The following is a 15,534-nucleotide window of genomic DNA, read 5'->3' as shown; positions in this document are numbered from 1 at the left end:
TTAATCCTATGCTGTATCCTAGTCTCTGAAGGTTCCCGCGAGGACAGCCGAAATTATCGGCGCCTTCCGAGCCTGCTCTGAAGCTTTCCGCGAGGACAGCCGAAGCTATCGGCGCCTTCCAAGCCTGCTCCGAAGGGTTCCCGCGAGGAGAGCCGAAACTATCGGCGCCTTCCGAGCCTGCTCTGAAGCTTTCCGCGAGGAGAGCCGAAACTATCGGCGCCTTCCGAGCCTGCTCTGAAGCTTTCCGCGAGGAGAGCCGAAACTATCGGCGCTTTCCGAGCCTGCTCTGAAGGGTTCCCGCGAGGAGAGCCGAAACTATCGGCGCCTTCCGAGCCTGCTCCGAAGGTTTCCCGCGAGGACAGCCGATCCTGTCGGCGCCTTCCGAGCCCCACCCGCAAGCAGAATTCTTGCGAGCCACCCTTGTCGAACAGGAACCTGCCGCGCCAACAAGCGCTGCGGGAAAGCAGCAATGGATTTCCCGCAGTCACCCAACCCTCAGGCGGAGTGATATCGGGGAGAGCGACTTTTGGATTTCCTTTACCCGAGAACCGCCGGTTCGAAGGAGGAAACCAAGCCGGAGCGATCCCCGATATCACGGAGCCCACGAAAGGAGGACAAAACTCATGACCATGGATTCGATCGGAGACGTATTGAAGCAGTTCGGCGGATCGCGGATTCGTCAGCAGACGGAAGATCTGAAGACACGCATTTTAAACGAGCCCGATGTACGTCAACTGAGACTGCGTTATCCGGAACTGACGGAACAAGAGCTGACCCGCAACCTCAGTCGGCTGTACGAATATATGAAAGAAAAGCAGCACTGCGAAAACTGTCCGGGGCTGGAAAACTGTCCGAACGACTTTCAGGGACATTACACGAAGCTCAGCGTCGACGAAGTGGGCGGCAATCTGCGCATTCGGGATTATAAAGCCCGCTGCAACTTGCAGCTTGCCCATGAACGCGATCAGCTGATCAGCAGCCGCATCCGCAGCTTTTACGTAGACGAGCGTGCGCTCAAGGAAGGCTATGACGAAGTGGAGATCATGCTGAAGGACCCCGTGCGTTCGCCGGCAGTCAGCCGTATATTCCGCTATATCAATGAGACGAAGACCGTCGGTCTTCCTCATAAAGGGCTGTATTTGGAGGGGCCGTTCGGCACAGGAAAGACATTCCTGATGTGCTATCTGATGCACGAACTGGCCAAGGAAGGTCACTCCGGTGTGATCGTTTATATGCCGGACTTTGTCGAAGACGTCAAATCAATGATCCAAGACGGAGAGAAACTGCGTGATACCGTCGAGCTGATGAAAGAGACGGATCTGCTGATCTTTGACGACATCGGTGCGGAAAATATGGGCCCTTGGGTGCGCGATCACGTACTCGGTTCCATTCTGAATCACCGTATGAATCGCAAGCCGACCTTTTATACCTCCAACTATTCACTGGGCGATTTGGAAAAGCACCTCAGCTTCACCAACAAGGACGGGGAAGAAGCGTATAAGGGACAACGGCTGATGAACCGAATCTCTCCATTTGTAGAAACAATTCGTGTGCTGGGCGAAAATAAGCGCGGCTAACAGAGGTAGAAGTCAGGTCAAACGCCATTATCGCTTACTAAAGTATAGATGTTTATCAAAAAATACAATTTATTGTTTCGGTAAGTTGAATTTCGTGTTATAATTGACATGTAGATAAACGCAAGTTATCTTTAGATGTGCGTTTTAAGATAAATTTTGAAGCAAATTTAAGGAGGAATTTTCCGTGGCTATTGTAAATGTATCCGACCAAAATTTCGGAACGGAAGTAGAAGCTGGCGAAGGTACGGTTCTGGTTGATTTCTGGGCACCTTGGTGCGGACCTTGTAAAATGCTGGCTCCGATCCTCGACGAGCTTGACGGCGAAGTTGGCGCAAACGTAAAGATTGCTAAAGTCAACGTTGACGAAAATCCAGAAACGGCTTCCCGTTTCGGCGTAATGAGCATCCCGACAATGATCTTCTTCAAGGACGGACAACCGGTCGACAAGCTGATCGGCGTGAACTCTAAGGAAGCGCTGAAAGGCGTACTGGCTAAACACCAATAATTCCGCTCTTACCATGATGTGTCCTTTGGGACGCATACAGGAGCCCCCGGCAGAATGCCGGGGGTTTTTGCGTCTTTCGCCAGAGAAACGTCGAAGGAGAGCGGGTGTTCGTCTTTTCGTGTGCAGCATCTATTTTTAGCGTATAATAAAAGAGGGTAATTCATCCAGAGAAATACATCGGACGCGGACAGGGAGGTTGAACGGAATTGGATACTCACCTCGAAACGATTCAGGAGCAGGAGAAAGCAATGGCGCATATCCGGGATAAACTGGCGCTGCTGCCGGAGCTTCCGGGCTGCTACTTGATGAAAAATAGAGAAGGCACCATTATTTACGTCGGCAAAGCCAAAATTTTAAGAAATCGGGTACGCTCGTATTTCACAGGCAGTCATGCAGGCAAAACACAGCGTTTGGTCGCGGACATCCGTGATTTTGAATATATTGTAACGTCGAGCAATATGGAAGCACTGATTCTGGAATGCAACTTAATCAAGCTTCACCAGCCGCGATACAACGTTCTGCTCAAGGACGACAAGACATTTCCCTATATCAAAATTACAAACGAGCGGCATCCAAAGCTTGAAGTTACGCGCCGCGTGCTAAAAGACAAAGCGCGCTATTTCGGTCCTTACCCGAATGCGTATGCTGCCCAGCAGACCAAGAAACTGCTTGACCGTATGTATCCGCTTCGCAAATGCGGCGTTATGCCCAAGGAAGTCTGCTTGTACTATCACATGGGTCAGTGTCTGGCACCCTGTGTGAAAGATATTCAAAAAGAAGATTATGAAGGTATCCGCGACGAAATTGCACGCTTTCTCGGGGGCAGTCACGAAGAGATCAAGAAAGAGCTTCGTCGTAAAATGGAAGAAGCGGCTGAAGATCTGTATTTTGAACGGGCAAAAGAACTGCGCGATCAGATCGCCAATATCGAAACGGTCATGGAAAAGCAGAAGATCAATGCCACAGATAAAAAAGACCGCGATGTATTCGGTTATTCCGTAGATAAAGGCTGGATGTGCGTTCAAATCTTATACATCCGTCAGGGCAAAATGATCGAACGGCACGCGTCGAGCTTTCCGTTCTACGGCGAAGCGTACGCCGATTTCTTGTCATACGTAACGCAGTATTACAGTGACAATCCGGCGCTGCCGCAGGAGATTCTGCTTCCCTATAACGAAGCTGGAAGCGGCGCTCCGGCTGCCGGGGAAGCGCGCTCTGCGATAGGACCTTCGCGTGCGGACATTATGGCAGCGAACGAAGCGGCAGACGCGGATGGCGATGACGGTGAGGAGAACTCACCGGAAGAAGCCGGCGAGTCTGCCCAAGCGGCATTGAACGCAGGAACGGCCGGAGCGGCGCCGGGAATAAACGCTGCCGACATGAATGTTGAAGAATTTGAGGCGGCAGGCACCGGAGCGGAGCTGCCGATGGTTGCGGAGACGCAGGGCGAGTATGCGGCTTCGTCCGATGAAGAGGTACAGCATGCTTCGGAGCTCGGCGACTTGAACGGCGCTGCAGCGCTGCAGCAGTGGTTGAACGTCAAGGCACTGGTGCCGAAGCGCGGTTCCAAACGCAAAATGGTCGAAATGGCGTGCGAGAATGCGCGGGTCTCGTTGGAAGAGAAATTCCGCTTGATCGAACGAAACGAAGAGCGTACAAGCGGCGCAGCTGATCGGCTTGGCGATGCCATGGGGCTGGACAGCCTGCACCGTGTAGAAGCCTTCGATAACTCGAACATTCAGGGTACAAATCCGGTCTCGGCGATGGTTGTCTTCCTTGACGGTAAGCCGGCGAAGCAGGAGTACCGTAAATACAAGGTTCGTACCGTCAAGGGAGCGGATGACTATGCAACAATGCGAGAAGTTATTCGCCGCCGTTACGAACGGGTATTAAAAGAAGGACTGCCGCTGCCGGATCTTGTGCTGGTTGACGGCGGCAAAGGTCAGATTTCTATCGCAATCGACGTATTGGAGAACGAACTGGGCCTTAGCGTGCCGGTCGCCGGTCTGGTTAAAGACGCCAAGCACCGGACGGCACAGCTTATGAGCGGCGATCCGCCGGAAGTGGTACCGCTTGCGAGAGACAGTGAGGAATTCTATTTGCTGCAGCGTATTCAGGATGAAGTTCACCGTTTCGCGATCTCGTTTCACCGTGAACAGCGTGCCAAATCGATGGTCACATCAAAGCTGGACTCGATTCCCGGTGTCGGCGATAAACGCCGCCAACTGCTGTTGAAACACTTCGGCTCATTGAAAAAGATTCGCGAGGCGTCGGTTGAAGATTTCCGTCCTTTGTCGATTGGCGACAAGTTGGCCCGGCAGATTCTGGAGGCACTCAAAAACGAGAGCTGAGCAGCATTTTTCGTTGGCTGCCATTCCGCTAGTTTGCCAGCAGCCTTTACTTTTTCGATTCCTCTCGATATAATGGACACTAAATGTATACGATTCAACCGGAGGAGCCTGCCATTAGCAGGCTCCTTCTGTGCTTTTCGAGTTTTTATGCAAAAAAAATAATTTTTATGCAGAGGAGAGGTTGGGATTTGGTCATGGAGAGGCATGAAGAGAGCATACTGGTCTGCGTACATTACGGTCCCCATGGGCAGCGGCTGATCCAGCGAGGCAGTCGTCTGGCCGAACTGCTCGGAGCGCCGCTGCGTGTCCTGACAGTTGCACCGGCAAGACGGGAAGAGTACAACTTGGAGAAAGAACGTTATGTTGCCGGCTGGCGCAAACAAACAGAACAAGCCGGCGGGGAGTTCCTGGTGCGCAAATGCGGCGGAGGGAAAAGGGCGGCCGACGTTATCGCAGAAACCGCCAGAGAATTGGACGTGACGCAGATTGTCATCGGGAGAGCCAGCCAGTCGATCTGGCATGAAATTACGCACGGCGATTTTGTGGACGATCTGTTAGAGCGGATCGGTGCGATCGATCTGCATATTGTTGCCGTACAGCGCTATCCGGAGATGCTTGAGGAGTCGCACGAGAAAGGCTTTGCTGCGTATCTTGTAGAGAAAAAGGGACGCTGCGTTCTGTCTTCGGAAGAAGAGTACGAAGCAGCCCTGATCAAAGGAAAAAGGGCTCTGGAAGGTATCTTTTTCAGGGAACTCGATACGGATTTCGACAGCGGACTGTTCAAGGTAGTCAAGGAAGGACAGGCCGAATATTTAAAAATTGTACAAGGGGAATGGGTCGAGAAATGATCTCCCCTTTTCGGGAAAGGAGGAACGCTTACACGTGCTGCATATCGCTATTTTAATTCCGTTTCTGTGGGCTGCACTTATTCCACTGATGCGTGTACTGCCTCGCATTCATCCCGGCTGGGCGGTTTTGCCTGTGCCGGTGGCTTTGTTCGCATATTTTATCAGTCGCATGCCTCAAATCAGTTCCGGTGAAACGTTGGCCGTTACTATTCCGTGGATGCCGGGACTGGGTATAGACCTGTCACTGGTACTCGACGGATGGAGCCTGCTCTTCGCTCTGCTCATCACAGGCATCGGAGCGTTTGTCGTTTGGTACTCGATGTTTTACATGGGAAAAACGTCGAATTCCATTCACAACTTCTATATCTATCTGTTGATGTTCATGGGTGCCATGCTGGGCGTTGTCCTATCGGATAACATGATGGTTCTTTACGCTTTCTGGGAGCTGACGAGCGTCGCTTCGTTCCTGCTCATCGCTTTCTGGTACCGCCGCGAGCGTTCCCGTTACGGCGCACTGAAATCGATGCTCATCACCGTATTCGGCGGCCTGGCAATGTTTGCCGGATTCAACCTGTTGTATACGATGACCGGGACTTACAGTATTCGTGAGGTTGCGGCGCAGGCTGGTGGATTGACCGATCATCCTCTGTTCCTGCCGGCAATGATTCTCGTCCTGCTGGGTGCATTCACCAAGTCAGCTCAGTTCCCGTTCCATATCTGGCTGCCGGATGCGATGGAAGCGCCGACGCCGGTCAGTGCCTATCTGCACTCGGCAACAATGGTAAAAGCCGGGCTGTATCTGGTTGCACGGATGAGTCCGATATTTGCCGGTGCTGCCGAATGGTTCTGGATTGTTTCGCTGACCGGTCTGATTACGCTGTTCTACGGATCGTTCAAAGCGATCCGTCAGACTGATCTCAAGGCGCTGCTGGCCTACTCGACCATCAGTCAGCTCGGTTTGATTATGAGTTTGCTGGGGATAGGGTCTGCAGCCGCTTTTTATACAGATCCTGCACAGGTTGCTTTCTTCGGCCTTGCTACAACCGCAGCCGTATTCCATCTGATTAACCACGCTGTATTCAAAGGTTCGCTGTTCATGGTAGTCGGGATTGTCGACCATGAGACGGGAACAAGGGATCTGCGCAGACTGGGCGGCCTGATGAAATTGATGCCGGTTACGTTCGTCATCGCTCTGATCGGTTCGTTCTCCATGGCGGGTCTGCCACCGTTTAGCGGATTTTTGAGTAAGGAAATGTTCTTTACCGCAATGGTTAACATTCGTTCATTTGATGCATTACATGCAGGTTCTTGGATGCTGGTGCTTCCGATTATCGCCTGGATGGCCAGCGTCTTCACTTTTGTATACAGCATGATTCTGGTGTTCAAGACGTTCGGCGGCAAAGTCAAGAACGACCAGTTGGACAAGCTGCCGCACGAAGCCTCGATCGGACTGTTGGCAGCTCCAGTGCTGCTTGTCTCGCTGGCGCTCATTTTCGCTTTCATTCCGGATACGCTGTCCTATGCGCTGATCGATTCGGCGACCGCCGCTATTCGCGGTGGAGGCACGACTCCCGAATCGGTGCATGTATCGATCTATTTCTGGCACGGCTGGACACCGGAGCTGTGGATGACGATCGGCGTCGTATTGGTGGGCCTGCTGCTGTATCTGACGTATACCCGCTTCCGCGTGTTGGACCGTGAGTGGAGTGGCCGGGATACGCTTAACCGGCTGTATAATGGCGGACTGTCGCTGTTGGAAAACGGCGGCCGCCGGACGACTGACCTGTACATGACAGGTTCGGTCCGTCATTATCTGATTTATATTTTCCTGTTCCTGATTGCTGCGCTTGGCGGGACGCTGCTGTTATCGCCCGACATCACATTCGGCATGGAAGATTATGCGCCGATTACGTTCTATGAAGTTGTACTGGTCATTGTTATGCTGGCCGCTTCGGCTGCTGTGCCGTTCGCAAGATCAAGAGTCAATGCGATTCTCTTTACCGGCGCAGCGGGCTACATGGTAACTGCGCTGTTCCTAATCTTCCGCGCGCCGGATTTGGCATTGACGCAGATGATTGTAGAGACGGTATCCGTCATCCTGTTCCTGCTCTGCTTCAAGTTCCTGCCGAAGTTGAAGTGGGAGAAGGAAAAGCCTACATTCAAATGGACGAACCTAATCGTAGCCGGTGGCGTCGGTGTCACTATGACATTGATCGCGTTGGCTGCAATGGGCAGCAGCCCGTTCGAGCCGATCTCCAATTATTTCTTGAACGAGAGTTACGAACTGGCGGGCGGCAAAAACGTCGTCAACGTTATTCTTGTCGACTTCCGGGGCTTCGATACGCTGTTTGAAATCATGGTATTGGGCGTCGCTTCCCTAGGCATTTACGGACTGATCAAGTTGGGTGTCAAAACGACTCCGGAAGACGAAGCTGCCAATAAGGCTGCCTCACACCGCTTGGGCTTCCCGCTCGTTTCCAACGATGTGATTCTGCGTACAATGTCGCGGGTCATCGTTCTGATTATTATTTCGTTCTCGCTGTACCTCTTCTTTGCCGGACATAACAATCCGGGCGGCGGATTCATTGCGGCACTGATGACAGCGGCCGCGCTGAGTCTGCTGGCGGTATCTTTCGGAATGGATACGATTCGCCGTGTGATTCGGGTCGATTATCGTCTGATGACGGCAGTAGGTTTGAGTATCGCTATTTTGACGGGAGCGGGATCATTCCTTTTCGATGCACCGTTTCTGAGTCAGGCCTTCGATTACTTCTATCTGCCAATCCTGGGCAAAACGGAATTAGCAACCGCCGTACTGTTTGATTTGGGCGTGTATCTGGCCGTTGTCGGCGTTGTCATGAACATTATATTTACGATAAAGGGGGAAGATTGACATGGAATGGATTATGGCTATAGCCGTCGGCGCGCTGTTTATGATCGGCGTCTATCTGATTCTGTCCAGAAGCATGCTGCGCGTCATTCTCGGCACTTCCCTGCTGACTCACGGCGTCCATCTGCTGCTGCTGACCATGGCCGGTCTCAAGCGCGGAGCAGCTCCGATTCTCGGCAGCGGCGGCGATTCTTATGCCGACCCCCTACCGCAGGCATTAATTTTGACTTCCATCGTGATCAACTTCGGAATTACCGCATTGTACTTTGTCCTAGCTTATCGGGCATACCAGACGCGCGGCACAGATGAAATCGATGGTATGGATGCTAGTGGCAAGGAGGCGGAATCTTGAACAATCTGCTCGTGCTGCCCGTTCTTCTGCCTATGGCAGTTGCCGTATTTTTAATGTTTTTCCGTAAAAGAGTCGCTCTTCAGCGCATAGTCAGTCTGATCGGTAGTATCGCAAACGTCGCGGTTGCTATCGCTATTGTACTCCGGGTTCGTTCCGAGGGCATTCTGACCCTGCAGTTGGGCGGATGGGAACCGCCTTACGGAATCCCGTTCGTAGCCGACATGTTCGCGGCCCTGCTGGTGCTTGCGGCATCAATCACAGGTCTTGGGGTGCTGCTCTACTCCTTCGCGAGTATCAGCCGGGAACGGGAAGAGCACCATTACTATACGTTCTTTCACTTTTTGCTCGTCGGTGTCTATGGTTCGTTTATGACGGGCGATATATTTAACCTGTTTGTCTTCTTTGAAGTGATGTTGATCTCGTCTTATGCACTCATTACGCTGGGCGGATCGAAAAAGCAGATGCGCGAAGCGCCTAAATATCTGCTGATCAACATTCTGTCATCCACACTGTTCGTCGCAGGCGTCGCTTATCTGTATGCTTCCGCCGGTACGCTGAACATGGCGCATTTGTCGCTTCGCATTGCAGAAGCCGGACAGGGAGGCGTGCTGAATGTCATTGGCCTGCTGTTCCTGATCGTCTTTGCTCTCAAAGCGGGATTGTTCCTCTTCTTCTGGCTGCCGAATGCGTATGGCGCTCCGCCATTCGCGGTACGTGCGCTGTTCGGGGGGCTGCTGACCAAAGTCGGCCTCTACGCCATCGTGCGTACATTTACGCTGATCTTCCCGAACGATCCTTCGTTTACGAACAATTGGATCGCAGGCATGGCAGCGGCCACTATGATTTTGGGCGGGATTGGTGCGGTGGCTTATCGGGATATTCCGCGCATCCTGAATTATAACGTTCTGATTGGCGTAGGCTTTGTCGCTTTTGGTCTATCGACCGGAACACGAGATGGAATGGACGGCGTCGTATTCTACATGCTGCATGATATTCTGTCCAAAGGCTTGATGTTCGTGCTTGGAGGTATGCTGATTGCGGCGGCAGGAAGCGACCGGTTGGACCGGATGGGCGGATTGATCCGCAGCCGTCCGGGTCTCGGTTGGATGTTCTTTATTCTGGCGCTGGCTTTGACCGGAATTCCGCCGCTGAGCGGATTCGCGGGCAAAGTGCTGATTGTGCGCGGAGGTTTGGAAGAGGGTATGCTGACCTTATCCCTGATCGCTCTTGCATCCAGTTTATTGACGCTCTACTCGCTGATTAAAATTTTCCGCGAAGCTTTCTGGGGAACCGAACCGGAAACGCTCGACTCTGTGGATGAAGAGGACGCGGAGATCGTTGAGAGCTTGGGTGCCAACAGCCGAGAAGACGGACCTTCCGTAGTTCTGCGCAAAAAGCAAACGGTTCTGGCCAATAGTGCTGCCGTTCTTCTGCTGTTGTTCGTCATCGGCATAGGGGTTGCGGCGAACAGCGTACACGGCTTTGCTTCACAGGCCGGAGAAACGCTGGCGAATCCCGGCCTCTATATCGAAGCCGTACTGAAGGAGTAGATGCACATGCCTTTTCAAATTTTGCTTAACCTGATGATCGCATTTTTGTGGATGATGCTGAACGGCAATTGGTCGGTATCCGGATTCATCGTGGGCTATGTGCTTGGTATCGCGGTTCTGTACGTTGTACGCAAATTTCGACCGGAACCTTTTTACCTGGCGAGAGTATGGTCCGTATTGAAGCTGGGATGGCTGCTCATCCGCGAACTGCTGGTCTCCAGTTTTGAAGTTATCGGTCATATTCTTCGTCCCAAGCTGACCATGCGCCCGGGAATTTTCGAGTACCGGACTGAGCTGAATTCGGACTGGGAAGTAACCATTCTGTCCTGTATGATCTGTCTGACACCGGGTACGCTTACGCTTGAAGTGTCGGACGATAATCAGACCTTATATATTCATGCACTCGACATCTCCAATGTAGACGAGATGTCCGACAAGATTCGCAGCACGTTTGAAAAAGCGATTATGGAGGTGACCCGTTCATGACAACCTTCTTTCTGAGCGCCGCACTTGTGATTCTCGCTGTTGCCGTCCTCGGCTGCGCGTACCGGCTGATTGCCGGCCCAAGCCGCTCCGACCGGATCGCGGCGCTTGACACGATCGGGATCAACCTGTTAGCCATGATTGCGGTGTTCTGCATGCTGCTCGATACACAGGCGCTGATGGAAATTATTCTGGTTATCGGCATTCTGACGTTCATCGGCACAACGGTGCTGGCACGATATATCGAGAGAGGGAGCGTGATCGAAGATGGCGACGATCGTTGAGTGGATCGCAATCGTCCTGGCGCTCGCCGGAGCGATATTTTGTGCAATCAGCGCCTTTGGCCTGATCCGTCTGCCGGATGTATATTTGCGCTCGCATGCGGCAACGAAAAGCGCCGCTCTAGGTGTATTGTTCGTTCTGCTCGGAGCATTCATCTACTTCTGGGTAGTCGATGGTGATATTAATGCCAAGCTGCTGCTGGCGATCGTATTCGTGTTTCTGACTTCCCCGGTGGCTGGTCATTTGAACGGCCGGGCGGCTTATCGCTCAGGCGTAAAGCTGTGGGGAGGAAGTGTGCGGGACGACTTTAAGAAAGTGCTGGAAAACGGCGGGAAGTCGACTCCGGACGCCGTTCAAGAAGCGGAACCTCCTAAACGTCCTTAAATGATTCTTCCTTGATCTCTTTCACTGCATTCATTGATCAAGGAGGAATGCCGCTGTTCGGCAGTAATGTGCTGATTTACGCTTTCTGGTTCATACTGTGGGGCGCCCGCCGTGCTGTACGAACGACATAAATGCGGCTATAGATGCAGACACGGATGCAAAGGCAATATGTATGAATATAAATGCAAAAAAGGATGAAGCCGAAATACGGCTTCATCCTTTTTGTTGTTTCAAGTCTAAATGGAATCCGGTCGTTCGTCCTTGCCAAGCGACCAGCCTGGTGTACGACGCGAAGGATCGTCCGGACCCGGCAGCGGTTTCTGTGAGGAAGAGGCTTCTTCACGAATGGCAGGAGCGTCATCGGGATCATTCCCAAGCGTTCCTCCAGGCGAATCGCCTGCAGCGGGACGCGGCTTGTCTTTGTGGTAGATCATATAGATGACAAAAGCGACGATAGCCGGCATGATAATCGATACGATGCCGACAATGACGTAATTGAGCGTGCCCATAAAGATCAGGCTGAGTCCCATCAAGATGCTGTCGAATACGACATGCGCAAACATGGCCGTAATATAGCCATAGCGCAGGAAGATGAAACTGAACATCAGACCCAGGAACAGCAGCTCAATCGGCCGCGTGATGACCGGATAGATCGGATACAGCGTATGTCCGAGCGCCCAGATCAGCGAGGTGATTACACTGGCCAATATGGTGCTGCGGACAATCTTTTTGACCATTGGAATACCAAACAGCCGGTAGATCGCTTCCTCGGAGATGCCGGCCATCCAAGCCAGAATCGGGAACAGCCACGGATACATCATATTATAGGTGGACTGGGAATCGTCGGATGTCGAGAACACACCAAGTGTGCGTTCCAGCACGAAGAAGATTACAGCCTGCACGGCGAGCAGAATCAGCGCCCACAGATAGCCGGTTTTGGCAGCTTCCCAGACATGACGGCCATAGGCGGGTTCTCCGCGTCTCGCCCACATGACGCGTCCCTGACTGCGCCAGAGTGCGTCGCCTGCGACAAAGGAGAAGTACAGTGCTGCCGCCATAAATAAGCCAAGTATAATCTGAAGAACCAGCGAAACGATGAATAGGACATCCGAGTAGCTAGTGCCCTCGAAATAAGGACGCATGTTCCAAACGGCAAAAATCGAGACCACATAATAGAACAGCGAGAGGAAGATACCGCGCATAAACGAAGTGTACTTCTTCAGCAGGAAAGCGTAGACGACGGCCAGCACGCCCAAAACGAGTGTAAACAGCATATAGCCGCCGTAAGTCATAATGCTCGCCCATGTCGTCTGTTGATTCACATAAGCAGTATACGATTCGGGAACGCTAAAGTTGGGCCGGATCGAAGCGACCCTGTCGCCTTCAAAGGTGACGTTGACGCCAAGTGTGCTATCGCCGATCTTGACGGAAGACGACATATAGCGGAGTCCTTCCTCGTTCCCGGAACCGATCAATTCCAACTGATCCGTGTCCAGACCGAGCTTCTGCATCAAAGGCTCGGCGATCCGAACTTTATCTTCCCGCAAAAGATTTGGATCTTCAAGAGAAGGGGGCGGAATGTCCGAATCTGTCAATTGAGCAGCATAATCGGCTTGCAGATTGTTGAAAGCGACGACACGGCCGTTCTTGGCGCTGACGTCGATCGTCAGGGAACGTTCGGTCTCTCCCACCGTATAATCATAAGTGACACGAAACATCTCGTAAGGGAAACGATCGCGGTAAGTCGCATCGTACTCGCTTACCAGCTTCTCTCGGGACAAATAACCGTAAAGGTCCGAATCGCTGTGATAACTGACCGATGGGGATCCGAGGGGTTCGGAAATGCCCAGCTGCGATGAAGCGAATGCCGAAGCATTTGATTGGGCTTGTTCCTCACTGATTAGGGAGTAGGCTTCTTGTTGAGTCATGTCGCTCTGGAACAGGGTCGTAAAGTTGAAAAGTACGTAAACGATCAACCCAATGACCGCGGCGAGACCGAGTTTCTTGTAATTGACGTGCAGGATACGGTGCTGCGGGTCTGTCATGGTTCTCCTCCTTGCCGGATTTCGTATTCGTTAAGGCGTCGAATCCGGATACCTTTCTCTAAAATACCATATTCCGCAAGAGACATACCACATGACAGCATAACGATCGCGTTTTTGTTCAAATGATCATTGAGATCGGCAGGCAGGTGCGCATATAATAGAACGACTGCTTTCGTTTTCGGATGAATTAGAAGGAGGAGACTTTTGCAAAATGGCGATGGCGGTTCCCAAACTTAGATTTTCTCCGCCGCAGATATTGGCGATCGGTTATGCGACGATGGTACTGATCGGTACACTGCTGCTGATGCTTCCTGCCGCCAACCAGGTTGGCCAGCCGCTGCCGCTTATCGATGCTTTCTTTACGGCGACATCGGCTGTGTGCGTCACAGGACTTGTGATTGTGGATACCGGAACGTTTTTTAATGCTTTCGGTCAGACGGTTATTATGGTATTGATTCAGGTAGGCGGACTGGGCTTCATGACAATGGCTACCCTATTTGCCTTGGTGTTTCAACGCCGAATCTCCCTTCGCGATCGGCTGGTCCTTCAGGAAGCGATGAATCAGGGATCGGTTGAAGGCATTGTACGGCTGATCCGCCGAGTATTGTATTATTCGCTGACTATTGAAGCGGTAGGCGCTTTGATCTTTACGCTTCGGCTGGCATTCGAGATGCCGATTCATCGGGCTTTTTATTTTGGTGTTTTCCATTCAATCTCGTTTTTTAATAATGCGGGCTTTGATATTTTTGGTGGATTTAGCAGCCTGACTCACTATACAGACGATCCGGTTATGATTCTAACTTCGATCATGCTTATTGTGCTTGGCGGACTGGGCTTTATCGTATTGTCCGACTTGGCCGATCTGAGACACAAAAAGAAGCTTTCGCTGCATTCGAAAGTTGTGCTATCAACGACAGGTATACTGATTCTGTTGGGCACTATAGTCATTTTGCTTTTCGAATGGAGTAATCCGGGGACGCTCGGTAGGTTCGGGGTAGGAGGAAAATTCTGGGGTGCCCTGCTGCAGTCGGTTTCTCCGCGTACGGCGGGAGTTAATTCGGTCGATCTGACTGCCCTGCATCAAGCAACGCAGTTCCTGATCCTGATTCTGATGTTTATCGGCGCTTCACCGGGCTCGACAGCGGGAGGAATCAAGACGACAACTTTTGCGGTTACAATTGGTGCGATGATCGCGATGATGAGAGGCCGTCAAGACGTTGTGTTTTTCCGGCAGCGTATCGGACGCGAACGCATCCTTAAGGCGCTGACCATTATCTTGTTGGGACTTGGATTGGTAATCGGGGTGGCGATGGTGCTGTCCGCAATAGATAATCATGATTTTATGCTGATTTTATTCGAGACCATGTCGGCATTCGGAACGGTCGGGCTATCGCTCGGACTGACACCGGAACTGTCGACATTCGGCAAGATCCTCATTGCGTTAACCATGTTTGCGGGCCGGGTCGGACTGCTGACGCTGGTTTATGCGCTTAAGCCGAAGAAAGGTCCCGAGAAATTCCGGAATCCTGAAGGCAAAATTATTATTGGATAAGGTGGTGCAAGAACGGTGGGTACACAACAATTCGTGGTGATCGGACTGGGACGTTTCGGTATGAGTCTGGGTACGGAGCTGATTGATCTGGGTTATGAAGTAATGGGTGTGGATCGCAGCGAAGAAGTCGTCGAAGAGGTTGGCGAACGATTCACTTATGCGGCGGTTGCCGATGCAACGGACGAGGAGGTGCTGCGCTCGCTCGGTATCCGCAACTTTGACTGCGGCATTGTCGCGATTGGAGAAAACATGCAGACCAGCATTCTGGCCGCAATCCTGCTCAAAGAGTTAGGCGTCAAAAAAGTGGTGGCGAAAGCTATTACCGTCCTGCACGGACGCGCGCTGGAGAAAATCGGCGTCGATCAGGTCATCTTCCCGGAGCGCGATATGGGCATTCGCGTAGCGCATCAGCTCGTGACGCCGAATCTGCTGGATTACATCAAGCTGTCCGATGATTATTCGATCGTGGAAATGAGAGTTCCCAACTGCCTAAATGAACGAACAGTCTCGGATTTGAACTCGCGTGCACGATTCGGCTGTACGATCGTGGCACTGCGTACCGAAGCCGGCGTTACGATCGCACCGACCGCATTGGACCAAATGCGCGAAGGAGACATTATGGTTATTGCCGGCCCGAACGACCGAATCGATCAATTTGAACGCGAAGTGGTCAATATCGGAGAATGAAGGACTCGATGGGAACAAGATTTATATC

Annotated in this window: 13 protein-coding genes; 12 read left to right on the top strand and 1 reads right to left on the bottom strand. The window is 52.1% G+C overall.

What is annotated here, in order from left to right:
* Nucleotides 1-629 precede the first annotated feature (629 nt).
* The 10 genes from dnaI (at nucleotide 630) to mnhG (ending at nucleotide 11,222) form a co-directional block, all read left to right on the top strand.
* Nucleotides 630-1,577, top strand: a complete 948-nt coding sequence (gene dnaI / locus F456_RS0109330; RefSeq protein ID WP_026293766.1) for a primosomal protein DnaI — start codon at nucleotides 630-632, stop codon at nucleotides 1,575-1,577.
* 184 nt (nucleotides 1,578-1,761) lie between these two features.
* The gene (gene trxA, locus F456_RS0109325) at nucleotides 1,762-2,082 is read left to right on the top strand and encodes a thioredoxin (RefSeq protein WP_018976753.1); all 321 of its coding nucleotides are present in this window, start codon (nucleotides 1,762-1,764) and stop codon (nucleotides 2,080-2,082) included.
* Nucleotides 2,083-2,288: 206 nt separating this feature from the next.
* Nucleotides 2,289-4,433, top strand: coding sequence for an excinuclease ABC subunit UvrC (gene uvrC, locus F456_RS0109320; protein WP_018976752.1), 2,145 nt, complete (start codon nucleotides 2,289-2,291; stop codon nucleotides 4,431-4,433).
* 194 nt (nucleotides 4,434-4,627) lie between these two features.
* Nucleotides 4,628-5,281, top strand: coding sequence for a universal stress protein (locus F456_RS0109315; RefSeq protein WP_157060057.1), 654 nt, complete (start codon nucleotides 4,628-4,630; stop codon nucleotides 5,279-5,281).
* A gap of 88 nt (nucleotides 5,282-5,369) precedes the next feature.
* A complete protein-coding gene (locus tag F456_RS0109310; protein ID WP_051086724.1) occupies nucleotides 5,370-8,174 on the top strand; it encodes a Na+/H+ antiporter subunit A in 2,805 nt (934 codons plus the stop codon).
* Between the two features lies 1 nt (nucleotide 8,175).
* Nucleotides 8,176-8,523 (top strand): Na(+)/H(+) antiporter subunit C, encoded by a 348-nt coding sequence (locus tag F456_RS0109305; RefSeq protein WP_018976749.1) that lies wholly within the window; start codon nucleotides 8,176-8,178, stop codon nucleotides 8,521-8,523.
* Nucleotides 8,520-10,073, top strand: a complete 1,554-nt coding sequence (locus tag F456_RS0109300; protein WP_018976748.1) for a Na+/H+ antiporter subunit D — start codon at nucleotides 8,520-8,522, stop codon at nucleotides 10,071-10,073. The genes F456_RS0109305 and F456_RS0109300 overlap by 4 nt, the downstream gene beginning before the upstream one ends.
* A 6-nt stretch (nucleotides 10,074-10,079) precedes the next feature.
* Nucleotides 10,080-10,559 carry a Na+/H+ antiporter subunit E gene (locus F456_RS0109295; protein ID WP_018976747.1) on the top strand — a complete coding sequence of 160 codons (480 nt, stop codon included), beginning with the start codon at nucleotides 10,080-10,082 and terminating at the stop codon, nucleotides 10,557-10,559.
* Nucleotides 10,556-10,840: a Na(+)/H(+) antiporter subunit F1 gene (locus F456_RS0109290; protein ID WP_018976746.1), complete on the top strand. Its 285-nt coding sequence runs from the start codon at nucleotides 10,556-10,558 to the stop codon at nucleotides 10,838-10,840. Before F456_RS0109295 ends, F456_RS0109290 begins: the two co-directional genes overlap by 4 nt.
* Complete coding sequence (gene mnhG / locus F456_RS0109285) at nucleotides 10,824-11,222, top strand: monovalent cation/H(+) antiporter subunit G (protein ID WP_018976745.1); 399 nt, start codon at nucleotides 10,824-10,826, stop codon at nucleotides 11,220-11,222. The genes F456_RS0109290 and mnhG overlap by 17 nt, the downstream gene beginning before the upstream one ends.
* A 236-nt stretch (nucleotides 11,223-11,458) precedes the next feature.
* Here the strand turns inward: mnhG and F456_RS22225 are convergent, their stop codons facing one another.
* Nucleotides 11,459-13,267: a CPBP family intramembrane glutamic endopeptidase gene (locus F456_RS22225; protein WP_018976744.1), complete on the bottom strand. Its 1,809-nt coding sequence runs from the start codon at nucleotides 13,265-13,267 to the stop codon at nucleotides 11,459-11,461.
* Between the two features lie 211 nt (nucleotides 13,268-13,478).
* On the opposite strand from F456_RS22225, the gene F456_RS0109270 reads away from it, so the two are divergent.
* Both F456_RS0109270 and F456_RS0109265 read left to right on the top strand, forming a co-directional pair.
* Entirely contained in the window at nucleotides 13,479-14,819 is a 1,341-nt protein-coding gene (locus tag F456_RS0109270; RefSeq protein WP_018976743.1) for a TrkH family potassium uptake protein, read from the top strand.
* Nucleotides 14,820-14,834: 15 nt separating this feature from the next.
* Complete coding sequence (locus F456_RS0109265; RefSeq protein ID WP_018976742.1) at nucleotides 14,835-15,506, top strand: potassium channel family protein; 672 nt, start codon at nucleotides 14,835-14,837, stop codon at nucleotides 15,504-15,506.
* Nucleotides 15,507-15,534: the final 28 nt, after the last annotated feature.

Source organism: Saccharibacillus kuerlensis DSM 22868 (assembly GCF_000378145.1).
GTDB lineage: Bacteria > Bacillota > Bacilli > Paenibacillales > Paenibacillaceae > Saccharibacillus > Saccharibacillus kuerlensis.
The sequence above is the reverse complement of the archived record's forward strand: the minus strand, read 5'-3'. Positions and strand labels throughout refer to the sequence as shown.